The organism is Arthrobacter sp. S39, from assembly GCF_004320525.1.
Taxonomy (GTDB): Bacteria; Actinomycetota; Actinomycetes; order Actinomycetales; family Micrococcaceae; genus Arthrobacter.
The window spans coordinates 92,908-114,708 of the sequence record NZ_SIHX01000002.1 but is presented as its reverse complement, the minus strand read 5'-3'; the positions used below and the strand labels follow the sequence as shown (position 1 = coordinate 114,708).

At 65.0% G+C, this 21,801-nt stretch carries 22 protein-coding genes; 13 read left to right on the top strand and 9 right to left on the bottom strand.

Translation table 11 applies throughout. The features are described 5' to 3' along the window. Positions 1-2: 2 nt before the first annotated feature. The 5 genes from EYS21_RS04490 (at position 3) to EYS21_RS04470 (ending at position 5,319) form a co-directional block, all read left to right on the top strand. Entirely contained in the window at positions 3-902 is a 900-nt protein-coding gene (locus tag EYS21_RS04490; protein WP_242633287.1) for an ABC transporter permease, read from the top strand. 20 nt (positions 903-922) lie between these two features. Then, positions 923-2,284 carry a histidine kinase gene (locus tag EYS21_RS04485; protein ID WP_131132011.1) on the top strand — a complete coding sequence of 454 codons (1,362 nt, stop codon included), beginning with the start codon at positions 923-925 and terminating at the stop codon, positions 2,282-2,284. Beyond that, on the top strand, positions 2,281-2,973 hold the full coding sequence (locus EYS21_RS04480; protein WP_131132010.1) for a response regulator transcription factor: 693 nt from the start codon (positions 2,281-2,283) through the stop codon (positions 2,971-2,973). The genes EYS21_RS04485 and EYS21_RS04480 overlap by 4 nt, the downstream gene beginning before the upstream one ends. Before the next feature lie 84 nt (positions 2,974-3,057). Then, positions 3,058-3,948 (top strand): intradiol ring-cleavage dioxygenase, encoded by an 891-nt coding sequence (locus EYS21_RS04475; RefSeq protein ID WP_131132009.1) that lies wholly within the window; start codon positions 3,058-3,060, stop codon positions 3,946-3,948. 54 nt (positions 3,949-4,002) lie between these two features. Beyond that, positions 4,003-5,319: a M18 family aminopeptidase gene (locus EYS21_RS04470; protein WP_131132008.1), complete on the top strand. Its 1,317-nt coding sequence runs from the start codon at positions 4,003-4,005 to the stop codon at positions 5,317-5,319. Between the two features lie 46 nt (positions 5,320-5,365). Here the strand turns inward: EYS21_RS04470 and EYS21_RS04465 are convergent, their stop codons facing one another. From EYS21_RS04465 to EYS21_RS04445, 5 genes are all read right to left on the bottom strand, one after another. Beyond that, complete coding sequence (locus EYS21_RS04465; RefSeq protein ID WP_131132007.1) at positions 5,366-6,025, bottom strand: acetyltransferase; 660 nt, start codon at positions 6,023-6,025, stop codon at positions 5,366-5,368. Next, a complete protein-coding gene (locus tag EYS21_RS04460) occupies positions 6,022-7,188 on the bottom strand; it encodes a DegT/DnrJ/EryC1/StrS family aminotransferase (protein ID WP_131132006.1) in 1,167 nt (388 codons plus the stop codon). The genes EYS21_RS04465 and EYS21_RS04460 overlap by 4 nt, the downstream gene beginning before the upstream one ends. Positions 7,189-7,254: 66 nt before the next feature. Beyond that, positions 7,255-8,394 carry a Gfo/Idh/MocA family oxidoreductase gene (locus EYS21_RS04455; RefSeq protein ID WP_131132005.1) on the bottom strand — a complete coding sequence of 380 codons (1,140 nt, stop codon included), beginning with the start codon at positions 8,392-8,394 and terminating at the stop codon, positions 7,255-7,257. A gap of 23 nt (positions 8,395-8,417) precedes the next feature. Beyond that, positions 8,418-10,001 carry a sugar transferase gene (locus tag EYS21_RS04450; RefSeq protein WP_131132004.1) on the bottom strand — a complete coding sequence of 528 codons (1,584 nt, stop codon included), beginning with the start codon at positions 9,999-10,001 and terminating at the stop codon, positions 8,418-8,420. Between the two features lie 155 nt (positions 10,002-10,156). Next, entirely contained in the window at positions 10,157-12,844 is a 2,688-nt protein-coding gene (locus EYS21_RS04445) for a LuxR family transcriptional regulator (protein WP_131132003.1), read from the bottom strand. 486 nt (positions 12,845-13,330) lie between these two features. Between EYS21_RS04445 and EYS21_RS04440 the strand changes: the two genes are divergently transcribed. Then, complete coding sequence (locus EYS21_RS04440) at positions 13,331-14,746, top strand: amino acid permease (protein WP_131132002.1); 1,416 nt, start codon at positions 13,331-13,333, stop codon at positions 14,744-14,746. Positions 14,747-14,758: 12 nt separating this feature from the next. Here the strand turns inward: EYS21_RS04440 and EYS21_RS04435 are convergent, their stop codons facing one another. Continuing rightward, entirely contained in the window at positions 14,759-15,418 is a 660-nt protein-coding gene (locus tag EYS21_RS04435) for a DUF1345 domain-containing protein (protein ID WP_131132001.1), read from the bottom strand. A 270-nt stretch (positions 15,419-15,688) separates the two neighbouring features. Here EYS21_RS04435 and rpsF point away from each other — a divergent pair, with 270 nt between their 5' ends. From rpsF to rplI, 4 genes are all read left to right on the top strand, one after another. Beyond that, positions 15,689-15,994 (top strand): 30S ribosomal protein S6, encoded by a 306-nt coding sequence (gene rpsF, locus EYS21_RS04430; RefSeq protein ID WP_050683795.1) that lies wholly within the window; start codon positions 15,689-15,691, stop codon positions 15,992-15,994. Between the two features lie 73 nt (positions 15,995-16,067). After that, complete coding sequence (locus tag EYS21_RS04425) at positions 16,068-16,646, top strand: single-stranded DNA-binding protein (protein ID WP_131132000.1); 579 nt, start codon at positions 16,068-16,070, stop codon at positions 16,644-16,646. Positions 16,647-16,775: 129 nt separating this feature from the next. Continuing rightward, positions 16,776-17,015: a 30S ribosomal protein S18 gene (rpsR, locus tag EYS21_RS04420; protein ID WP_003800144.1), complete on the top strand. Its 240-nt coding sequence runs from the start codon at positions 16,776-16,778 to the stop codon at positions 17,013-17,015. Between the two features lie 17 nt (positions 17,016-17,032). Continuing rightward, positions 17,033-17,485 carry a 50S ribosomal protein L9 gene (rplI, locus tag EYS21_RS04415; protein WP_131131999.1) on the top strand — a complete coding sequence of 151 codons (453 nt, stop codon included), beginning with the start codon at positions 17,033-17,035 and terminating at the stop codon, positions 17,483-17,485. 161 nt (positions 17,486-17,646) lie between these two features. Here the strand turns inward: rplI and EYS21_RS04410 are convergent, their stop codons facing one another. Then, positions 17,647-18,069 (bottom strand): DUF1801 domain-containing protein, encoded by a 423-nt coding sequence (locus tag EYS21_RS04410; RefSeq protein ID WP_131131998.1) that lies wholly within the window; start codon positions 18,067-18,069, stop codon positions 17,647-17,649. 66 nt (positions 18,070-18,135) lie between these two features. Here EYS21_RS04410 and EYS21_RS04405 point away from each other — a divergent pair, with 66 nt between their 5' ends. The 3 genes from EYS21_RS04405 (at position 18,136) to EYS21_RS04395 (ending at position 20,136) form a co-directional block, all read left to right on the top strand. Then, positions 18,136-18,996, top strand: a complete 861-nt coding sequence (locus EYS21_RS04405) for a PhzF family phenazine biosynthesis protein (protein ID WP_207307678.1) — start codon at positions 18,136-18,138, stop codon at positions 18,994-18,996. An 89-nt stretch (positions 18,997-19,085) separates the two neighbouring features. Continuing rightward, positions 19,086-19,712, top strand: a complete 627-nt coding sequence (locus EYS21_RS04400) for an FMN reductase (protein WP_131131997.1) — start codon at positions 19,086-19,088, stop codon at positions 19,710-19,712. Between the two features lie 79 nt (positions 19,713-19,791). Continuing rightward, positions 19,792-20,136, top strand: coding sequence for a zf-TFIIB domain-containing protein (locus tag EYS21_RS04395; protein ID WP_242633286.1), 345 nt, complete (start codon positions 19,792-19,794; stop codon positions 20,134-20,136). Between the two features lie 32 nt (positions 20,137-20,168). On the opposite strand, the gene EYS21_RS04390 is transcribed toward EYS21_RS04395, so the two are convergent. Together EYS21_RS04390 and EYS21_RS04385 are read right to left on the bottom strand one after the other, a co-directional pair. Further along, on the bottom strand, positions 20,169-20,744 hold the full coding sequence (locus EYS21_RS04390) for a hypothetical protein (protein WP_131131995.1): 576 nt from the start codon (positions 20,742-20,744) through the stop codon (positions 20,169-20,171). A 2-nt stretch (positions 20,745-20,746) separates the two neighbouring features. Next, positions 20,747-21,202: a hypothetical protein gene (locus tag EYS21_RS04385; protein ID WP_131131994.1), complete on the bottom strand. Its 456-nt coding sequence runs from the start codon at positions 21,200-21,202 to the stop codon at positions 20,747-20,749. Between the last annotated feature and the right edge of the window lie 599 nt (positions 21,203-21,801).

Genomic DNA, 21,801 nt, shown 5'->3' with positions numbered 1-21,801 from the left:
CCATGACTGAGACCCAAACTTCCCCGCTCCCGCCGCGCGCCCGCTCAACTGCCGGAACCCGCGGCGTGACCTTCGTCGGTGTCCTGCGCTCCGAGTGGATCAAGCTCTGGTCCCTGATGTCCACCCGGATCCTGCTTCTGCTGACGCTCGTAGCCATTGTCGGCGTCGGCGCCCTCGCCGTCCTGATCCGCTACAGCTTCCTGGAACAGATGGTCAACACTGCCAAGGAGCAGGGCCAGACCATGACCCCGGAAATGCTGGAGCAGTCATTTCCGCCCGGTTCAGGCTTTGAGCTCTACAACCTCCCCAACGCCGGCCTGCAGATCGGCATCCTGGTACTGGGCTCCCTGGCTGTCCTGTTCATCTCCTCCGAGTACGCCACCGGGATGATCCGCTCCACCATGAACGCCGTTCCGCGCCGGACCCCGGCCTTTGTAGCCAAGGCGATTATTCTCGCCGTGATCTCCTACGTCATCACCACCGTGGCCGCGGCGGCAACCTTCCTGATCGCCATGCCGGTGTTCCAGGGACTGGGCTTTGACCTCGACTGGTCCACCGACGGAGTCATGTACAGCATCTTCACCGGCGGGCTCTACGTTGCCGGCGTGGCCCTGATCGGCCTGTCACTCGGCACGCTGCTCCGCAACTCCGCCGGCGGAATCACCGTGCTTGTGGGTATGTTCTTCGTCCTGTCCATCGCGGCGAGCTTCATGACCTTCATCCCCGGTGACTTCTGGAAGTACGTACCGCAGTACATCCCCAGCGAAGCCGGCGGCCGGTTCCTGTCCATTGGCCACACCGACGGCATCATCGACCCCTGGCACGGCGGCCTGATCTTCCTGGGCTACGTTCTCCTGTTCCTGATCCCGGCCATGATCGTCCTGAAGAAACGCGACGTCTAGGCTGGAGCTAGGCTCAGACCATGAACGAAGCGGCAACATCTAGGGACGCGCCGGCCGGGCAGGCCGACGCGTCCTTTGCCGAAATCACGGCCAAGCGCCGGGGCCTGCTCCGCCGCTACCTGTACCACCACCCCCGGGTGATGGACGGCGTGGTGGTCCTGAGCTACGCCGCGCTGGTGGCTCCCACCGTGGCGGACGCCGTCATGTCTGGCTCGTGGCTCGCGGCGGCGCTTCTCTTCGCCGTGGCAGGAGCCCTCTTTTTCCGGCGCCCGTACCCGGTGGCGCTGGTGGCCTTCATCGCGGTGGTCGAAGTGGCGGTCACGCTGCTCCACCCGTGGGGGTCCAACGTCTCGGCCGGCCTGTGGTTTTCGCTGTACGCGGTGGCCGTGGTTCACACGCGCCGGTTCGCGCTGGTGACCATGGCTGTGGCCACGGCTCCGCTGGCGCTCCTGTACCTGCTGGCCGCCGTGGGTCCGATGGAGAACTCCTTCGTGCACGACACCGGGTCCAACCCCGGTGATTTCCACCTCCTGACCAGCATCGCCACCGGGGCAACCATTGCCCTGTCCAACGTCATCGCCACGGGAATCGGCATCTCCGTCCGGCAACGGCGCGAACATGAGCAGGAAATCGCCGCCTGGGCGGCCAGGACGGCCAGCCTCGCCTCCGTCAACGAACGGAACCGGATCGCCCGGGAAATGCACGACGTCGTGGCGCACTCGCTGACGGTGATGATCAGCCTGTCGGACGGCGCCGCCGTCGTGGTCCGGAAAAGCCCCGACCGCGCCGGTGAGGTGCTGGGTGAACTGTCCCGGACGGGCCGGACCGCCCTGGCGGACATGCGGCGCGTACTTGGCGTGCTGCGGGACGACGCAGGCAGCACGGCGCCGCGGCAACCCCTCGCGTCCGGTGACAGCCTTGGCAAACTCCTCGAAGGATTCCGCACCGCGGGCCTGCCGCTGCACTACTCCCACACCGGCCCTGCGCTGCCCGACGACGCCGCGTTCCAGCTGACCGTCTACCGGATCGTGCAGGAGTCGCTCACGAACGTCCTGCGCTACGGGAGGTCGCTGGGCCGCGTGGATGTGGGCATCGTCCGCGCCGGCTCAACGGTCACCATTGAAGTGCTCGACGACGGCACCGGGGTTACAGGTCCTGGAACGTTCGACGGCGGCGGCGGGCCGGGTTCCGGCTCCGGCCCGGGACTTCCCGGGTCAGGCCAGGGGCTGGCAGGAATGGCGGAGCGGGCCCGGATCTACTCCGGCACCGTGGAAGCCGGGCGGAGCGGCCGGGGCTGGCGGGTGCGTGCCGTCCTCAGCTGGCCGGATGACGAACCCGCGGCTCCGGCCAACCGTCCACACCAACTGCAAGGCAAAAAGTGACCGAGAACCAACCGATTACCGTCCTGCTGGTGGATGACCAGCCGCTGCTGCGGATGGGCTTCCGCCTCATCCTTGAGGGCGAGGACGACCTCCACATCGTGGGGGAAGCCTCCGACGGGGCGGAGGCCGTCAGGCAGGTCCGCGAGCTCAACCCCGATGTGGTGCTGATGGATGTCAGGATGCCCGTGCTTGACGGCATCGAGGCCACCCGCGCCATCACCGCAACCGGATCCTGTGCCCGGATCATCATCCTCACCACCTTTGACGTGGACGAATATGCGTTTGCGGGTCTCCAGGCAGGTGCGTCCGCGTTCCTACTGAAAGACGTTGCGCCCTCGGAACTGATTCACGCTGTGCACGTTGTGGCCAGCGGGGACGCGGTGGTGGCCCCGCGGGTAACGCAGCGGCTGCTGGAGACCTACGTCCGCGGCGCTGCCCGGCCTGCCCCTGCCGCAGCACCGCGTGATCCGTTGCTGGAGGACCTGACGCCCCGCGAAACCGAGATGCTGGAGGCCATGGCCGAGGGCCTGTCCAACGCCGAAATCGCGCACCGGTACTTCCTGTCCGAAGCCACCGTGAAGACCCACGTCCGGCGCATCCTCACCAAGCTGCACCTGCGCGACCGCGTCCAGGCCGTGGTGTACGCCTACGAGACCGGCCTGGTAGTGCCGAGCAACCCGGATTACTGAGTCCCGGACAGCTTCCTTTCGGCACACAGCATGCTCACAGGAATGCTCTATGCATGACATAGGCGCGGACGGTTGTATGGACGCATGACCAATCACCAGCCCCACCCCAACCACGACCGTGGCCTCGAATTCGACCTGTCCACTCTGATGAGCCGCCGCTCGCTGGGCATGTTCTTCGGTGCAGGCGGTGCGGCTGTGGCGCTGGCTGCCTGCACGCCCGGCGGGTCGACCTCCACAGCCAGCACACCGGCGTCGACCGCTACCGCCACGGCAACGTCCACCGCGACCGCGACGGCCGCCGCCTCACCATCCGCGACGCCCACCCTGACCCGGGCGATCGCCGAATGCACGGCGGAAATCCCGCAGGAAACCGCCGGGCCGTACCCCGGGGACGGCTCCAACGGGCCCAACGTCCTGGAAACCTCCGGCGTGGTCCGGCAGGACATTACCTCCAGCTTCGGGACAGGGTCCGCCAAGGCCGAAGGCGTGCCGCTGACCCTCACGCTGACGCTGCTCGACAACTCAAACGGCTGTGTTCCCCTGGCCGGAGCGGCCGTCTACGCCTGGCACTGCGACCGGGACGGAAAATACTCCATGTACGACTCCGGCCTCGCCAACGAAAACTATCTCCGCGGCGTCCAGGAAGCAGACTCCAACGGGCAGGTCACGTTCACTTCCATTTTCCCGGGCGCCTACTCCGGCCGCTGGCCGCACATCCACTTTGAGGTGTTCGAATCCATGAGCAACGCGACGGCGGCGGGGCAGGTGCTGGCGGTATCCCAGGTCGCCCTGACCCAGGCCGCCTGTGACGACGTTTATGCCACCGCCGGCTACGAGACGAGCGCCCGGAACTTTCCCCGGACGACGCTGAAGTCGGACAACGTCTTCGGTGACGACGGTGGCATCTACCAGCTGGCCACCATGGCCGGATCGGCCTCCGCCGGGTATACGGCCGGTCTGAATGTGACCGTCTAGAAAGCCGTGGCAGGCTGCCGGGCCCTGTCTGGGCCCGGCGTTAGACTCGAGACCATGCCTTCGAATTCCAGCGCCGCAGACCACATCCGGGACCTTGGCGCGTACGTCAGCGCGTCGCCGTCGAGCTTTCACGCCGTCCACGAGGCCGCACGCCGGCTGGACGAGGCGGGTTTCACGGGCTTGGACGAGCTGGAACCCTGGGAAGGCGGCGCGGGCTCGTTCTACATCGTCCGCGACGGCGCCCTGATTGCCTGGGTGGTTCCGGAAGGCGCCGGACCCACCACCGGGTTCAACATCCTGGGGGCGCACACGGACTCCCCGTCCTTCAAACTCAAGCCCAAGCCCACCACCGGTGCCCACGGCTGGCTGCAGGCCGGCGTCGAGGTCTACGGCGGGCCGCTGCTGAATTCCTGGCTGGACCGGGAGCTGCAGCTGGCCGGCCGGCTGGTCATGCTGGACGGCACGCAGCACCTCACGGCCACCGGCCCGATGCTGCGCTTCCCGCAGCTGGCCATCCACCTGGACCGCGCCGTGAACGACGGGCTCACGCTCGACAAACAGCGGCACATGAATCCCGTGTGGGGGCTGGGCAACCCGGCTGACGTGGACCTGCTGGCTGTTTTGGCCTCGCATGTGCCTGGAGGCGCCTCGGTTGATCCTGCCGGGATTGGCGGGTACGACGTCGTTATTGCGGACACACAGCCACCTGCGGTTTTCGGGGGCAAGGGGGAGTTCTTCGCCTCCGGGCGGCTGGACAACCTTTCGGCGACGCACGCGGGGCTGGCGGCGCTGATTGCGCATGGTTCTTCTTCCGGCGGGGCTGCCGGTGCCGGCTCCCCCATCGCCGTCCTGGCGGCGTTCGACCACGAGGAAATCGGCTCCAACTCCCGTTCCGGTGCCTGCGGACCGATCCTGGAGGACGTCCTGGTGCGGATCTCCGACGGCCTCGGCGCAACAGTGAGCCAGCGGCGTCAGGCGCTGGCGGCGTCGTTCTGTGTATCCGCGGATGCGGGCCATGCAGTCCACCCCAACTACGCCGAGCGGCACGATCCCGCCAACCACCCGGTGCTCAACGGCGGTCCGCTGCTGAAGATCAATGCCAACCAGCGGTACGCCACCGACGCCAACGGTGCGGCATTCTGGGCCCGGCTCTGTGGGGAGGCGAAGGTGCCTTACCAGGAATTCGTGTCCAACAATGTGATGCCGTGCGGGTCAACCATCGGCCCGCTGACCGCCACCCGGCTGGGGATCCGGACTGTCGACGTCGGAGTTCCGCTGCTTTCGATGCACTCCGCGCGAGAGCTCTGCGGTGTGGAGGACCCGCAGCGGCTGGCCGCGGTCACGGAGCTGTTTTTCCGGACGGCTGCCTAGGCCGGCAGGTGTGCCGGTATGGGATCCGGGCTTCAATCACCGGCACTCATCGTCCGCTCCCAAAGCAGAAAATTTCGCGGTCGATTTCATGGGCCGGAACGCCTACCCAGGTCTCACCGTCGGGCACGTTGCTAAGCACTGCGGCACCCATCCCAACCGTGGCGTAGGCACCCACCGACGTCCGTTCCCGGACGCTGGAATTCATACCTAGGTAAGCGGCCCGGCCAACCCGGACCCCGCCGCCCAACGACACTCCCGCAGCGAACGTGGCGAAATCCGCCACGTCGTCGTCATGCGTGAACGTTACCGATGGCATGGCCACAACGTGCGAACCCAGCGTCACCGACGCCGTCAGGGTCACGTTGCGGAGCAGGATACTGCCCCGGCCGATCCGGCATCCCTCCGGGCACTGGACAGAAGGGTCGATCGCGGTGGCGTACCGCGTCTCGTGCAATCCCATCGCCGTGAGCCGCTCCACCACTGCCTCCCGCGCCTTTCCGGAGCCCAGACACACCAGCACAAAGGCGTGGGTGTACTTGGGTGCGTCGTCGATTGTCCCCAGGACAGGCGCCCCGTCCACGGTGACACCAGCCATCTCCTTGTCGTCATCGAGCAGCCCGACGACGTCGTACTGGCCGCTGCTGCGGACCATCGCCAAGACCTCGCGGGCCAGCCCGCTCGCAGCGATGAGAATTAGCTCGCTCACCTGCCCACCCCGTTGGCGGCGGCATGGATGGTGTTCATGACACGGTTCATGCTGACAGTGTCCAACTCGTGGAAGACGGGCAGGATGAGTGTCCGGTCGGTCAGGCGCTCGGTGTGCTGCAGCCTTGCGTTGCCGGTGTCGCGCCAACGGTATGCCTGCTGGCGGTGCGCCGCCATGAGCGCCCGCCTGGCGGAGATGCCGGAGTCTGCCAGCCGGCCCAGCAACTCCTCACGGCTGACAGGAAACCCCGGCAGGACCTCAACCCAGAAGGACTGGAAGTTGGTGGTGCCATACGGCGGATCCGCCACGAAACGTAAACCCCTCAGGCCGGCCAGGCCGGCAACGTACCGGCCGGCGAGTACCCGCCGCCGCTCCACAACCTGGGCGAGTCGGGCCAGCTGGACGATTCCGACGGCGGCCTGAAGGTCACTCATCCGGTAGTTGTAGCCGATCTCAAGGTAGACCTCGGGCAGTTCCGTCAGCGATTCACGACGGTCCATGCCCGAAACGCTCCTCGCGTTGTCGCGGAGCGTTCGCGCCCGGGCAGCCCAGTCAGCGCGGCGGGTCGTGAGCATGCCGCCCTCGCCGGTTGTCATGATGTTCTGCTCGTCGAAGGACCACACAGTCACGTCAGCACCGGTGCCCACGGGGCTGCCCTTATATGTGGAGCCTATTGCGCAGGCGGCGTTCTCGATGACGGTGATCTCATGCCGGTCACACAATTCGCGGATCGGGTCCAGATCCACCGGAACACCGCCTTGGTCCACCACGATCACGGCACGGGTGTCCAGGGTGAGCGCCGCATGGATGGTCTCGGCAGTCACGTTGCCTGTGGCAGGGTCGACGTCACAGAACACCGGACGTGCACCTACATAAGTCACCGCATTCGCCGTGGAAACAAATGACAGCGACGGCACCACCACATCGTCACCGGGCCCGATGCCCGCCACTATCAGGGCCAGGTGCAGTGCCGACGTGCAGTTCGAGGTCGCGACGGCGTAGCGGACACCCTGCGAGGAGCTGAAGTTGCCCTCGAACTCCTTGACCTTCGGCCCTTGGGCTATCGAGCCGGAGGCCACAACGTCTGCCAGTGCACGTACTTCTTCATCACCGAGCCACGGCTTCATCACGCTAATCCCGGCGAGGACTGTTTCAGCAGTCATGGGACACCAACTTCCTTCTCTCGGCGGTCTCGTCCTTGTTGTTTGCACAAATGTCCGGTCGGCCGCTCAAAGTGCACGCCCGTGCCGGATCTCGGCCCCCGCAAGGGCTGAGTCTGCGAGTTCGGTGTTGGCGACAAGCGATGTCTGGCCATCACGGCTGAGGCTCCGCGTGGCCGCTTCCAACACCGCGAGAATGCGCAATGCCGAATCCCAGCCGGTGCGTGACTCACGCTTGTTGCGGATGCAGAATTCCAGCTCCTCAATGACCTGGCCCAGGGGCTCGCGCTCCGGCAGGGCGGGAGACCAGATGTCGCCCATTCTGAATGCGGTGGCGGATGTCCTCTTTTCGCTGGCCGACTTTGGTGACCGGTCCAGCGAGACGCTCCTGTCAAAAACGCTGAGCCGCTGCTTCGGGTTCAGGTCGTCCCAGACCAATGTCCTGAGCGAGCCGCCGATGATCATCTGCCGTATTTTGGTGGGGCTCAACAGGTTCACGTGCAAGTGGGCCGCGCCATCGTTTCGGAGCCTGAAGTTCAAGTGGCCAACACAGTTCCGCCCGGTACCAAGCGGGTCACCCCCAAATGCGGAGACCTCGATCGGATTCAGGCCCTGGGGAAGCACGAAATCCAGAATCGCGAGGTCGTGCGGGGCGAGGTCCCAAAATACGTCAACTTCGGGTTGCTCCAGACTCAGGTTTATCCGGGTGGAGTCCAGAAAAAGAATGTCACCCAGCGAGCCGGCCTGCACCAGTTCCTGCATCTTCAGCACCGCCGGCGAGTAGCAATGGGTGTGGTCAACCATCAGCACCAGCCCGTTGGCCTGCGCCTGCGCCACCATCTCAAGTCCGTGCTCAAGGCTGTCGGCCATCGGCTCCTCAACGAGAACGTGCTTTCCTGCCCGGAGGGCCGTCATGACCGTCCCGTAATGGGCGCGGGCCGGGGTCGCGATGGCAACCGCATCCACCTCAAAAGTGTCGAGCAGTTCATCAAGGGATTCGACGATGGCAACGTCGGTGAACGGGGTACCCAGTGCGCGCGCACGTTCGGCGTTCACATCGCAGATGGCAACCAGGTCCCAGACCGGACTCGCCTGAAGGTTGCGGGCCAGGTTCGGGCCCCAGTATCCGGCACCGACGACGGCGATTGTCAGTTTTCGGGCGGGCTGCCGATGGGCCGGTGTGTGAAACGGATCAATGAAGCTTTTCATGTCTTTCTTTCCTCTCGCCCGGTCTAGTAGGCGCCGGAAGGGCGGAACACTGCGCGGAACGTCCGCCACAGGATCAGCAGGTCCCCGGCGATGGACCAGTTCTCGACGTAATAGAGGTCCAGCCGCACTGCCTCGTCCCAGGAAAGGTCCGAGCGGCCGTTGATTTGCCAGAGGCCGGTGATGCCCGGCTTGATGAGCAATCGGCGGTGGGTGTGGCGTTCGTATCCGTTGACTTCCCGGTCCAGCGGCGGGCGGGGCCCCACCATGCTCATGTTGCCGAGCACCACGTTCCAGAGCTGCGGCAGTTCATCGAGCGAGTACTTCCGCATCCAGCGCCCGCACCGCGTGACCCGCGGATCGTCGCGCAGCTTGAACAGCACCCCGGCACCTTCGTTCTGCTGAGTGAGTGCCGCCAGGCGGGCCTCGGCGTCCACCACCATGGACCGGAACTTGAACATCCCGAACCTGGTGCCGTCCTTGCCGACCCTGTCCTGCCGGAAAAATACCGGACCTGGACTGTCCAGCCGCACAATCACGGAAAGCACCAGGAGCAGCGGCGACAGCGCGAGGAGGGCAGCCAGCGCCACCGCCACATCCATGACCCGCTTCAGCGCATGTTTCGCCCCCGAGTACTGGGGAATGTCCACGTGCATGAGGGGGAGTCCTTCCACCGGGCGCCAGTGGATGCGGGGACCCGCAACGTTGGTGAGGGTGGCAGCAAGGACCATCTCCGCCGCGCATTCCTCCAGCTTCCAGCCGAGTTCGCGGATAAACCTGTTTCCGCCGGGCAGCGGACCCGCAACGATGACCGCGTCAGCGTCAGACAGCCGCGCGGTCCGGGCGATGTCGTCGGTGGAGGAAAGAACTGGGATCTGCTGGCCATCCACGCGCAGGCTGGCCCCGCGCCGGGCACCGGGGAGGCAGACTCCCAGGATCTTGTACACAGGACCGGATTTCCTGGCTATCTGTTGGACCACATAGCGAACTTCCTCAGGTTCCCCCACCACGATGGCCCTGGAGAGGTGGTGTCCGCGGGCCTTTTCCCTGGTGAGCCGGCGCCGGAACACCCAGCGGTTGCCGGTCAGGGCCACCAGCCCCAGCGGCAGGGAAACGGTAACGAACGCGGCCCCGCCATGGACCGAAAACACCACGGCGGCGATGGCCATCAGCCCAAAGATCCGCAGGGTTGCGGAGGCGACGCGCTTGTACTCGTCCGCGCCGACACCCAGGACTTTGGAGTCACGGGTCCGATAAATTTCCAGTGCCATGAGCCAGAGCAGCGTGACCGTGGCGGCAATGAGGACTCCGCCTGCCTCGCTCTCAATCCGTGGGGTGAATCCGACGCCGGAGATCAGCAACCCGGCGAACACGGCGCCGGAGACCATCACTGCATCAGTGACGCGCAGAAGATTGATATGCGTGGAGATCCACGCTGCCGTCGCCTTGCGCCCGGGCTTCGCCGGGACGGCATCCGGTGGCAGCAGAGTCCGTTTCGCTGAGGCCTCCGGTGAACGCAGTGGCGAGGTTGCGGTCCTTTGCGCGGCCAGGGGTTCAGCCGGCCAGTCAAAGGCCCCACTCCGGAAGGGGGCTACTGGAATTTCCGCCATGATGATCGCTTCCCGCAAAGTCCGTTTTGGGTCCTGCTTGTGAAGCAAAATTAGCCCGGAAACGGCGGTTATTACGGGGAACAGCGGGCGCTTTGTGGTACAGGGAAGGGAACAGTGTGGATACTGCGGGTACCTGCAATTGCAGTGTTTTGTCCCTAAAAGACAGGCAGGACGTAGGGTTCCCGGGCAGCGGAATCCTTACCGGCGGCGAGGGCGGTCAGCTGTGCGCGGGACTCCACACCCAGCTTGCGGTAGATCGCGGTCAGGCGCACTTCCACCGTCCGCACGGAGACGTACAGCGTGGCTGCGATTTCCTTGTTGCGCATGCCCCGGGCCACCATCTGCGCGAGGGCGCGCTCGTGATCGGCCAGCATGAGCATGGCAGGGTTGCCTGGTGCCCGGGCGGGTTCAACGCGCTCGTCCAGCAGCAGCGAATCCACGTGCTGGGTCCACGCATCGGCGCCGACCTCGTCAAACATCACCTTGGCACGCAGCAGACCGTCTCTGGCATCCCGCAGCCGGCCGAACGCACCCAGCCGCTCCGCGTAGCACAGCAGCGTCCGGGCGCGTTCCAACAGGGGGTCGTGGGCACTCCTGCTCTCGAGTGCGTGGCTGAACAGCTGGAGCGAGTGTTCACCGTCGGCAAGCATGGCACGGCTGCGTGCCACGGCGGTGAGCAGCCACGGGGATCTGAGGCCCACGGAGCGGCTTTCCAGGCGGTAGAGGACCTGGGTGGCTTCGCGGTGCCGTCCCAGCCGGACGAGCACTTCCACCAGGTCCGCTTCGCAGCGAAGCAGCGTCGGGTTGCCGAAGGCCATGCCGATCTCCGCGGCGCGCGACAACTGTGCGAATGACTCGGCCAGGTTGCCGCGCATCAGTGCGAAGTGGCCCTGGCAGGCGGCCAGCTGGGCAGTGATGGCCGGGTGGCTTTCCGCGCCGGAGAAATGTTGTGCATCCGCTACGTAAAACCGAGCCAGCGCCTCGTCGCCCAGCGAGTGGGCACGCCATACCCGGAAGATGTGCCGCATCCCGCGATGGTACTTGGATTCCGGCTCGGTCAGTTCGAGGTCCTCGATGAGCCGGACGGCCGTCCGCACATTCCCCGCCCGGATCTCGTTGTCCACGGCCAGGTAGTCTGCGGTTTCCCGCCAGTTGACATTGTTCGCCTCAACGGAGTTCCGCACCATCGCGAAGGCCTCCTGGGCAAGTTCGTGGTGCTCTGCGTAGCTCAGGGCGCGACCCTGCACCAACAGGGTGGCCACGGTACCGCCGGCGTCATGCTTGCGGCCCAAATGCTCGCTGTTGCCGCTGATCGCCTCGATCAGGAGTTCGGCGCGGTCCGTCACTGCGAGGCAGTCCTTGGATGCAGCGTCCCGGAACTGCCCGGCGTGGCGGAGCAGGCGGGCCGCGTCTTCCAGCTCCCACCGTTCCGCGTAGTACAGCGACCCGACGGCGAGCAGGGTGGCCGCATAAGCAGGATCATGCTGGCCGAATTCCTTCACCAGGCGAAGCACCATGCTTGACCGCACAGCGGCGCCCTGGATGAACTGGATCTCAAAATCAAGGCCGGTCAGACGCAGGATGAGGGCTGGATTGCGCGTCACGCGCTGCGCCCATTCCAGGTACCGCCTGGCGTAAACGAACTCTCCCCTGTTGAACAGCAGTTCAGCCACGGTGGTGAGCCGTGCCGCAGTCTCTGCTTCCCAGGGATTGATGGTGAGGGCCCGTTCGATGTATTCCACAGCGAAGGACACTTCCCCGCTGCGGATCAGGTCAACGGCGAAGCGCAGGAGGCCAAACGGCGTCTGGCGTTCCATGGCCGTAAAGCTAAGATGCCACCGCTTTGCGTATGGGTCCGTCTCCCCGGCGGCTTCCGCCAGGGCACGGTGGTTGGTGGTCCGGATGGCCGGCGTCATGGCGGCAAACACGAAGCCCCGCAGAAGCTGGTCCTGGATCCGCAGATGGGGTCCGGACCTGCTCACCATTCCGTTGGCCAGCAGCTCGTCCACCCCCGTCCACAACTCGCCACAGACCCTTTCGAGGGTGGCGATGTCGCTCCGGCAGGACAGCGACATCAGGTCAAGGACCTGCCGTGCTGCCGGGGTGATTCCGCCCACCGTTGCGGCGAATTCGGACTCGAAGCTCCCCTTGCAGGGCAACGGAATGGGGAGGGCATATTTCCCCTCGGCCTGGCGTTCCAGTAGGCAGGTGTAAAGCTCGACGGCAGCAAGCGGGTTGCCCTGGGTTGTGGCGGCTACCGCGTGGACCGCCGCTGTCGCGGTATGCCGCGCCGGAATCGACTCCAGCATCCGGACAGTGTCGTTGTAATTCAGCGCCTTCAGATACATGGCCGGAAGGCCGCCGAATGGGCTCTCCGGCAAATCTTCACGGACACTCGTGATCAGTGCCACGTCCGTCCCGGCCAGGCGGCGGGCGAGGAATCCGATGACAGCCTGGCTGCTGGGATCCAGCTGGTCGGCATCGTCGATGACTAGAACAGTGCGTGACGACGATCGCTGATGGAGCCCATTCAGGAGCATCGTGGAGACCGTGGGCACATCCAGGGCGCCGGTGGAATCCCGCAGCAGTTCGTCGGCAAATCGGTTGAGGACAGGATCATCGATTCCGTTTAGCAATGCGGTGAGGCCGGAGAGTGGCCAGTCTGATTCGGAGGCACTCGCCCGGAGGAAAACGGTCCGGTAGTCGGAAAGCCGCGGGATCTCGGACAGAAGCGCAGATTTACCCACTCCGCGCCGTCCAATCACGGTCAGGGCGGATTCCTTTGGGCCCCGGATCACCGAGAGGATCCGGTCCAGCTCCTTGCTTCGCCCTATTAACGACATGCGGTCCCCATCCATCGCTGAAGGAGACCGAAATTGCCCTGTACTTCCTGTGTGTATCGCCGAGAGCCACGTCCAGTTACTGCCGTGACTGCGCGGGCCGAAATCCTGGCCGCTTCGTCACGACCAGCACGGTACCCAACCGTTGGATGTCAATATAGCCCCGATCCGGTTCGGGCACCAGAGTAATTGGGGCACCCCAGTACTCAGGTTTTGGCACCCGGTACTCAGGTTTCGAGGGTATTACCAAGTTGTCTGACGGGCAGCGGATGATTCGCACTGGTGTCCCCTCCTGTGAAAACATCTGATTTGGGGTCCGCCGTTCTGTGTTATTGCACATCAACCGTCGCGGAAGCCGCGTCTAGGGTGGGATAAAAGGTGTGATCCACCGCACGGGGGCCGGAACCCGGAAGGCCTCCCGGCCGATCACCCTGGCGCCGCAAGGCAGCCAAACAAATTTCCCGCATCAACACTGAGGACGGCGCACCCATGCACGCTGACCAGCAACTCTCCAAGTCGCTCAAGCCGCGGCACCTCTCCATGATCGCCATTGCCGGCGTGATCGGGGCAGGCCTCTTTGTGGGGTCAGGTGCCGCGATCCAGCAGGCGGGCCCGGGCATCCTCCTGGCCTATATGGCCGCCGGAATCGTGGTGATCCTGGTGATGCGGATGCTCGGGGAGATGGCAGCAGCCAACCCCGAGACGGGGTCCTTTTCCACGTATGCGGACAAGGCACTCGGCCGGTGGGCCGGCTTCAGCATCGGCTGGCTGTACGCCTGGTTCTGGATCATCGTGCTGGGGATCGAGGCCACGGCCGGGGCAGCGATCATGCACCGCTGGGTTCCCGGCATAGACCAGTGGGTCTGGGCGCTGATCCTGATGGTCCTGCTGACGCTGACCAACCTTGGCTCTGTGAAGTCCTACGGCGAGTTCGAATTCTGGTTCGCCTCCATCAAGGTGGCCGCCATTGTGCTGTTCCTGCTCTTTGGCGTAGCGGCCATCCTGGGCCTCGTCCCGGGTGTCCCGGCGCCTGGCCTGAGCAACCTCGTCGAGAACGGCGGATTCCTTCCCAACGGTCCGGGCGCCGTCCTCGCCGGCATCCTGGTGGTCGTTTTCTCCTTCTTCGGCGCGGAAATCGCCACCATCGCCGCCGGTGAGTCCGAAAACCCGGTTGACGCAGTCAAAAAGGCCGTGAAGTCCACGGTGTGGCGCATCCTCGTCTTCTACATCGGCTCCATCGCCATTGTTGTCACCCTGCTGCCCTGGAATGACGCCAACGTGGCCAAGAGCCCGTACGTCGCCGTGATTGAACTGTTCGGCATCCCCGGGGCCGGAACCATCATGGACATCGTGGTGCTCACCTCCGTATTGTCCTGCCTGAACTCCGGCCTCTACACCGCCAGCCGCATGCTCTTCTCCCTCTCCAAGCGCGGCGACGCACCGACGGCCTGGACCCGGATTTCCAAGCGCGGCGTTCCCGCGGCAGCAGTCCTGGCTTCAACGGTGGTCGGTTTCGTGACGGTCGGCCTGAACTATGTTGCCCCGGACACCGTCTTCCTGTTCCTCGTGAACACGTCGGGCGCGATCGCACTGTTTGTCTGGCTGGTCATCGCGTCCTCCCAGCTGATCCTGCGCAAGCGCATGGGGGCGGCCGCCAAGGACCTCGCCCTGAAGATGTGGCTTTTCCCTTACCTGACCTGGGTATCGATCGCCAGCATCGTGGCACTGCTGATCGGCATGGTAATCCTGGAGTCCACCCGGGAGTCCCTGATGCTGTCGCTGGCACTGGCCGCCGTTGTGGTGGGCATCGGAGTCTGGCGCTACCGCAAGGGTGGCCCGGCCGGACCCGCTGTTGAGGCTCCGCAGGACGAGGATGCCGCCGTCGGTGCCGGCCCGGCGTCGTAAGCTCCGCGGCGCTTAGGCCGCCAGGCCGAGCACCAGGTTGATCGTGGCGGCCAGGATGACTGTGCCGAAGAGGTAGGACAGGAGGCTGTGCTTCAGCGCCTCGCGCCGGATGCGGGGATTCTCCAGGTTAGTGTCCGAGACCTGGTAGGTCATCCCGATGCTGGTGGCCAGGTAGGCGAAGTCGGTGTATTGCGGCGGCTCGTCCTGGTTGAAACCGACGCCGCCGTCGCTCTCCCCGCCGTAGAAATGCTCTGCGTACCGAAGGGTGAAAAGCGTCTGGACCAGCATCCAGGACAGGGCCACGCTGGCCAGGACCAGTGCGGCCCCGCCAAGCTGCGTGCCACCGCTTCGCTGGTGCGAGTCCACAATCACGACGGCGACTGCCGCCAGGGAGGCGATGTTCGCCGCGAGGATGAGCAGGTCGGTGGTTGGCCGCGACGGGTCCTCCGCGACGGCGTGGGCCTTGGTCTGGGCGGGATCCATGCGGCCGATCACCAGCCACACCCAGCCGACGTAGACCAGGGCCGCCGTCGCCCACCCGGCGGCGGGCGCCTGCACCCAGAACCCCGCGACGCCGGTGGCCAGGGAAGCTCCTATTCCGGCCACCACCATGGCCCCGAACCGGAGCCGGCTGCGCCGGATCGGTGGGGCGTTGCGGGGCGCGGCATCCATGGTCTGTACTCTAGCCGCGCCCGCCGGCGCCAACCCGCCCGTACGGCGCGGTTTTCCACATACCCGCAGCACCGCTTCCGCAAGAGGAACCCAGGCGCCTAGCCTTGAGTCAAGCGCGAATCGCCTATCCGGTCCAAATGCACTAAGATATTGAAGTCTGTGCTGCGCCCTGCCTCCGTTCCGGTGGCCGGGCATGTGCATGGCATCGCAAATGAACCTCCTGTTACGGAAATGCCGTAACCGCTTAGCCCAAAGGAGGTGGGTTCACATATGCGTCCTTACGAATTGATGGTAATCATCGACCCCGAGGTCGAAGAGCGTACCGTTGAGCCGTCGCTTCAGAAGTTCCTGAATGTCATCACCAACGATGGTGGAACCATCGAAAAGGTTGACATCTGGGGCCGTCGCCGACTGGCCTACGACATCAAGAAGAAGTCCGAAGGTATCTACGCCGTGGTGAACTTCACCGCCAAGCCGGACACCGCCAAGGAACTTGACCGCCAGCTGTCTCTTAACGAGACCATCATGCGCACCAAGATCACCCGCCCCGAAGAGCAGAAGGTTGTTGCTGAGTAATTTCAGCACCGATTTTCATTCTTCACCCCGCAGGATCGAATTCTTCATCCAGGATCGAACAAGGAGGCAGTAGATGGCAGGCGAGACCACCATTACGGTCATCGGTAATCTCACCAATGACCCGGAATTGCGGTTCACACCGTCAGGTTCGGCAGTAGCGAACTTCACCATCGCTTCCACCCCACGCACCTTTGATCGCCAGTCCAATGAGTGGAAGGACGGGGAAACCCTGTTCCTCCGCGCTGCAGTCTGGCGTGAAGCAGCCGAGAACGTCGCCGAGTCCCTCACCAAGGGCATGCGCGTGATCGTTTCCGGCCGGTTGAAGAGCCGTTCCTACGAAACCAAAGAAGGCGAAAAGCGCACCGTCATTGAGCTCGAAGTCGACGAAATCGGCCCGAGCCTGCGCTACGCCAATGCCAAGGTCAACCGCACCCAGCGCTCCGGCGGTCAGGGTGGTCAGGGTGGCTTCGGCGGCGGCAACAGCGGCGGTGGCTTCGGAGGCGGCAACTCCGGTGGAAACCAGGGCGGCAACTCCGGTGGCGGTTTCGGTGGCGGCAACCAGCAGGCTGCGCAGGAAGACCCCTGGGCAACGCCCGGTGTCTCCAACGCAGGCGGCTGGGGCAACGGCCCCGATTCCGAACCTCCCTTCTAAACACTAAAAATTAAGGCCCGACGCCGGGACCGCCTTGGGTGCCGTACGGCACCGAAGCGACTGCCGCCGTCGGACCACCACCATCCCGTGGATCAATATCCACGGGCTCCATAGAATAGGAGCTCCACGATGGCTAAGGCTGAACTCCGTAAGCCCAAACCAAAGTCCAACCCCTTGAAGGCCGCTGACATCACCGTCATCGACTACAAGGACGTAGCATTGCTGCGCAAGTTCATCTCCGACCGCGGAAAGATCCGCGCCCGTCGCGTCACTGGCGTCACGGTGCAGGAACAGCGCAAGATCGCACAGGCAATCAAGAACGCCCGCGAAGTTGCCCTGCTGCCTTACTCCGGCGCTGGCCGCGGCTAAGGAAGGGATTAACTAACATGGCAAAGCTCATTCTGACCCACGAAGTAACCGGTCTCGGTGCTGCTGGCGACGTTGTCGAGGTCAAGGACGGTTACGCACGTAACTTCCTGCTGCCCCGCAACTTCGCCCTGACCTGGTCGAAGGGTGGCGAGAAGCAGGTTGAGTCCATCAAGGCTGCCCGCGCCGCCCGCGCGCACGCTTCCCTGGAAGATGCGCAGAAGCAGGCCGCGGCACTCTCCGCCAAGCCGGTCAAGCTCGTTGTCAAGGCTGGCGAGACCGGACGCCTGTTCGGCACCGTCAAGCAGGCCGACGTGGCCGACGCTGTTGAGGCCGCTGGCCTTGGCAAAATCGACAAGCGCAAGGTTGAACTGCCGGCACACATCAAGTCGGTTGGTTCCTACCAGGCCAACGTCCGTCTGCACGACGACGTTGCCGCTGTGATCGAACTCGACGTAGTAGCAGGCAAGTAGCCTTTCCGGCTGCGCAGTCCTGAACTGCACGAAAACCCCCGTTGCCCCGGCAGCGGGGGTTTTCTGTGTCCCGCCGTATGCAACGCGGGGTCACTTAATGCCCAAAAATTGCCTCCAGAGGGGCATTAAGTGACCCCGCGTTGCTGTTTGGGGCTGGGAGGTCAGTGGTTTTGCAGTTCCGTGGTGACGTACCGGTAGCCCGACCGGATCAGCTCGGCGAGGACATTACGGTCCACATCGTCCAGTTTGTTGACGTAGAGGCAGGCTGTGCTGGTCCTGTGCTTTCCGAGTTCGGGAAGCAGCCGGTCTGCGTCGGGCCCCTCGGTGACGCCGTACAGCACCAGGTTCGCCTTGCGCGGTGAGAATCCGACGGCGGCTGCGTCGCCCTCCCGCCCACTGTCGTACTTGTAGTGGTAGCTGCCGAATCCCACGATGGTGGGACCCCACATAACGGCTTCCTGGCCAGTGATGCCACGCATCATCTCCAGCAACTCGAAGCCGTCCGCACGGCGCCCCGGATGCTCCACGGCGGCCAGGAATTCTTCCGCAGCCACGTTGGTGGGTTGGGTCTTGTTTTCAGCCATGCTGGAAGTCTGGCAGAGCGCGGGGGACTTGTCAGCGGGGCCGCTCCGCAGTGGTAGCCTGCAGCGGTGAGCCAGAAGCCAGCCCCCGTCCGCCGCCGTCGTCCCTTTGCCCAGGTGGATGTGTTCACCGCCGAACACTACCGGGGCAACCCGCTCGCAGTGGTGGTCGACGCCGGCGACCTCACCACCGGGCAGATGCAGCAGTTCGCCAACTGGACCAACCTGTCCGAGACCGCGTTCCTGCTGCCGCCCACCCACCCCGAGGCGGATTACCGGGTCCGGATCTTCACCGCGCACGAGGAGTTCCCCTTCGCCGGGCATCCCACGCTCGGATCCGCGCACGCCTGGCTGGAGGCCGGCGGCGTTCCCAAAGTGGAGGGTGTGCTCATCCAGGAATGCGGCGCCGGACTGGTGCGCGTCAAGCGCGACGCCGGGCGCCTGGCCTTCGCTGCGCCGCCCTTGACGCGCTCCGGACCCGTGGACGAGCCCGACATGGCAAGGATCGCTGCAGGTCTCCGGCTGCCCCGCCAGGCCCTCCTGGATGCCACGTGGCTGGTCAACGGGCCGGACTGGATCGGCGTGTTGCTGGAGTCCGCCGAACAGGTCCTGGACATCAAACCGGACTATGCCGCCATGGAGGGCCTGAAAGTGGGCGTGATCGGGCCGTATGCCGCCGCGGGAGTCGCCGACTTTGAGGTGCGGGCATTCATCCCCGGAGACGCAGCCGCCGAGGACCCGGTCACCGGGAGCTTCAACGCAGGCGCGGCGCAGTGGCTGATCGGCAGCGGTCGTGCCCCGGCGTCGTACACTGCCGCCCAGGGCACCATGCTGGGCCGGGCAGGAATGGTCCACGTGGACGCCATCGACCACGACATCTGGGTGGGCGGCAACTCCATCACGTGCATCAGCGGGACAGTGGTCCTGTAGGGCAGTGGAATAAACGCGGACAGCCCCCGGTTACGTCGGTACATGCAAATACATGTAACGTAGTCCGAACCGAACAACAGGAGTCCACAGTGGAAACCCGCCGCATCACCGTATTGTCCGCCGGCCTCGGCGTTCCGTCGTCGAGCAGGCTGCTCGCAGACCAGCTCGCGGCGGCAGCAGAACGCAGGCTCGCGGGCGCCGGTTATGAAGTGAAGCTGGACGTGGTCGAGCTCCGTGACCTCGCCGTGGACATCGCAAACAACTTCGTCACCGGCTACGCGGCCCCGCGCCTGGCGGAGGTCATCGCGGGGATCGAGGCATCCGACGGCATCATCGCCGTCAGTCCCGTGTTCAGCGCGTCGTACAGCGGCCTCTTCAAATCGTTCATTGACGTCCTGGACCCCAAGTCCCTGGACGGCAAGGCCGTCCTGCTCGGGGCCACTGGCGGTACCGACCGCCACCAGATGGTCCTGGACTACGCCATGCGGCCGCTGTTCAGCTACCTGCGCACCCGGACGGCGGCGACCGGAGTTTTTGCCGGCCCCCAGGACTGGGGAAACACGGACGACGGCGGCACGCCCCTTTCGTCCCGGATCGACCGTGCGGCGGCTGAGTTCGCCGGCCTCCTGACGGGGGAACAGCCCGGCCGCAAGCCGGCGGCCCTGGAGTCGCTGCCGTTTGAGCAGCTCCTGGCCGGCATCTCCGGCGGGCGCTGAGGCAGGCCCGCCGCGCGAAAGGATCCTGCAACCGAACTATCCGGGCCTTCCGATCGTTGACCGGGACATGAAGTGTCCTGTGGATTCCATTGACCTGATCATGAGCGAACGCAGCGGTGTGGAGATTGACTACTGCCCCCAGTGCCGCGGCGTCTGGCTCGACCGCGGCGAGCTCGACAAGATCATCGACCGCGCCAACGGGGCAATGGGCGGCGGAGCCCCTGCGCCGGCCCCGGCAGCCCCGGCTCCAGGCCCGACGCCGCCTCCGCTGTACCCGAACTTTGAACCGCGGCGCGACCAGCCCCGCTACGAGCAACCGCGCTACGACGACCGCAAGTACGGCAAGCAGGGCCATGACCGTGACTATGACCGCCGCGGGCACAAGAAAAAGGAAGGCTGGCTGGGGGATCTCTTCGACTTCTAGCCGGGCCGACGGGCCCTGCCGGCCGCTTTGCCCTAGTCGTCCAGGAGGGCGATGAACTCCCGGGCCTGCTTGAGGGTGATGTCCGAGTGCCGGGTGAGGGCCGTGGCGGCGCCTTCGGTGTCGCCGCTGCGCGCCAGCGTGCGGATCCGCCCGTAAATCTCGTCGTTGAGCATGTTGCTGCTGACTTCCCGGGTCACGTCACCCTTGCTGGCGATGGCCCGGTAGCGGTAGGGAAAGCGCTGGGGAGTATCGTCGTCGTCGGCCTCCTGCGCCGCCTCCGCGGACGCGGGAGTCCGGTACGGCTGCGGGTGGGCTGCCAGCGCGCCCACGGCATCCCGGGAGGCCCTCAGGCCGGCGTCTGTGGCCTCATAGTAGAGCTTGATGGCCGCCATGGCCTGGCCCTGGGCGATGAGGGCGTAGAGCCGGCGGTGCTGGTCCTCAGTGAGCTTCGCGGCGGCCGTCCGGGCCAACTCCACGGGGTCACTGGCGGGGGCCGCGGCGCCGGCCGCTGCGGAAGCCTTCAGGCGCCTGCTGATGGCGCGGGCACCCAGGGCCACACCGGCAGCCACAACAACCATGATGAAGGCGGGGATCACAAGCGATTCCATTTCTAAAGCCGATCTATGTACTTCTTGGCCGTGGCCAGGTCAAAGTGCGTCGCCTGGCGGAGGAGTTTGATGGCCTGGAGCTTCTGCCCGCCGCGGGCCATGGACTGCAGCTGCAGGGCGAACTGGGGGTTGAGCTGCCCACCCGGAAGTGCCGTGTATCCATGCTGGCCGGGCATGCCGCCTGCCTGTGCGTGAAGTGCGGCCCGTGCGTTGTCCGCCTGCTGGCTCTGTTGCGCCTCGTTCTGGCTGGGGCGGGTATTGGCGTCCAGCCGGGCGCGGGCAGCTGTGGCGACCCGGACCTGGTTGGCATAGTGTTCGGCCGAGCGCATCGCGAGGTCCTGCTGGTATTTTTCGGCGTCGGAAATTCCGGAATCGCGGGGGCTGAGGGCTGTTGAAAGACCCCAGATTACCGCCACCAGAACCAGCGCAGGCAACAGCACCATCAGTATTTCGCCCATGTATAGAGCTTATGCCAGATCGCTGTTATCCACAGCATATTCCGCGACCCGCATACAGTCCGCCGGGTGTGGCGTCAATTCGGCGCCCTTGCTGTGGAATTGATCACGGTCCAGGGATATCCGGCCACGATTGGGCCCCGAATTCGGTCCACAATCAATAGCCCTGGCCTGCAAGCTGTGGATGAAGGTTTGGCAAAAGAATATTTCCTCCACACGCTCGAACCGGAGTTTCCGCAGGTCAGACGCATATTTGAAGTGAAACTTTTTTTGTTTCCACAGGGTCACCCACAGGCTGTGCACAAGCTATGCCGCTTAGTGCACAGGTTTTCCACAGGCCGTGGGGACAGTGGGCTTTGCCCTTTGGGAAAGGAGGGCTAGCGTAGCGGAATACCTGTTTTTGGGGGGCGAAAACGCTGCGGCGGAGTACGCGGACCACCACGGCGGATCCCTGGATCCCGCCGCGGCGGACACTTCTGTGGATAACCTGTGGATATTGGGGATAACTCTTTGTGCACAAAGCCCATGGGCCCGAGAGGGCGGCCGGACAGTAATTGTCGGTGCCCTCCGGTAGACCTGACCTGTTGGGTGTGTTGCGGATG

What these genes read in the sequence shown, in the direction of transcription:
- EYS21_RS04410 (WP_131131998.1), bottom strand. Translation starts at nt 18,069, where the DNA reads ATGGCTGAAAACAAGACCCAACCCACCAACGTGGCTGCGGAAGAATTC.
- rpsR (WP_003800144.1), top strand. Translation starts at nt 16,776, where the DNA reads ATGGCTAAGGCTGAACTCCGTAAGCCCAAACCAAAGTCCAACCCCTTG.
- rplI (WP_131131999.1), top strand. Translation starts at nt 17,033, where the DNA reads ATGGCAAAGCTCATTCTGACCCACGAAGTAACCGGTCTCGGTGCTGCT.
- EYS21_RS04475 (WP_131132009.1), top strand. Translation starts at nt 3,058, where the DNA reads ATGACCAATCACCAGCCCCACCCCAACCACGACCGTGGCCTCGAATTC.
- EYS21_RS04435 (WP_131132001.1), bottom strand. Translation starts at nt 15,418, where the DNA reads ATGGATGCCGCGCCCCGCAACGCCCCACCGATCCGGCGCAGCCGGCTC.
- EYS21_RS04470 (WP_131132008.1), top strand. Translation starts at nt 4,003, where the DNA reads ATGCCTTCGAATTCCAGCGCCGCAGACCACATCCGGGACCTTGGCGCG.
- EYS21_RS04390 (WP_131131995.1), bottom strand. Translation starts at nt 20,744, where the DNA reads ATGGAATCGCTTGTGATCCCCGCCTTCATCATGGTTGTTGTGGCTGCC.
- EYS21_RS04455 (WP_131132005.1), bottom strand. Translation starts at nt 8,394, where the DNA reads ATGAAAAGCTTCATTGATCCGTTTCACACACCGGCCCATCGGCAGCCC.
- EYS21_RS04450 (WP_131132004.1), bottom strand. Translation starts at nt 10,001, where the DNA reads ATGGCGGAAATTCCAGTAGCCCCCTTCCGGAGTGGGGCCTTTGACTGG.
- rpsF (WP_050683795.1), top strand. Translation starts at nt 15,689, where the DNA reads ATGCGTCCTTACGAATTGATGGTAATCATCGACCCCGAGGTCGAAGAG.
- EYS21_RS04425 (WP_131132000.1), top strand. Translation starts at nt 16,068, where the DNA reads ATGGCAGGCGAGACCACCATTACGGTCATCGGTAATCTCACCAATGAC.
- EYS21_RS04460 (WP_131132006.1), bottom strand. Translation starts at nt 7,188, where the DNA reads ATGACTGCTGAAACAGTCCTCGCCGGGATTAGCGTGATGAAGCCGTGG.
- EYS21_RS04445 (WP_131132003.1), bottom strand. Translation starts at nt 12,844, where the DNA reads ATGTCGTTAATAGGGCGAAGCAAGGAGCTGGACCGGATCCTCTCGGTG.
- EYS21_RS04440 (WP_131132002.1), top strand. Translation starts at nt 13,331, where the DNA reads ATGCACGCTGACCAGCAACTCTCCAAGTCGCTCAAGCCGCGGCACCTC.
- EYS21_RS04385 (WP_131131994.1), bottom strand. Translation starts at nt 21,202, where the DNA reads ATGGGCGAAATACTGATGGTGCTGTTGCCTGCGCTGGTTCTGGTGGCG.
- EYS21_RS04490 (WP_242633287.1), top strand. Translation starts at nt 3, where the DNA reads ATGACTGAGACCCAAACTTCCCCGCTCCCGCCGCGCGCCCGCTCAACT.
- EYS21_RS04485 (WP_131132011.1), top strand. Translation starts at nt 923, where the DNA reads ATGAACGAAGCGGCAACATCTAGGGACGCGCCGGCCGGGCAGGCCGAC.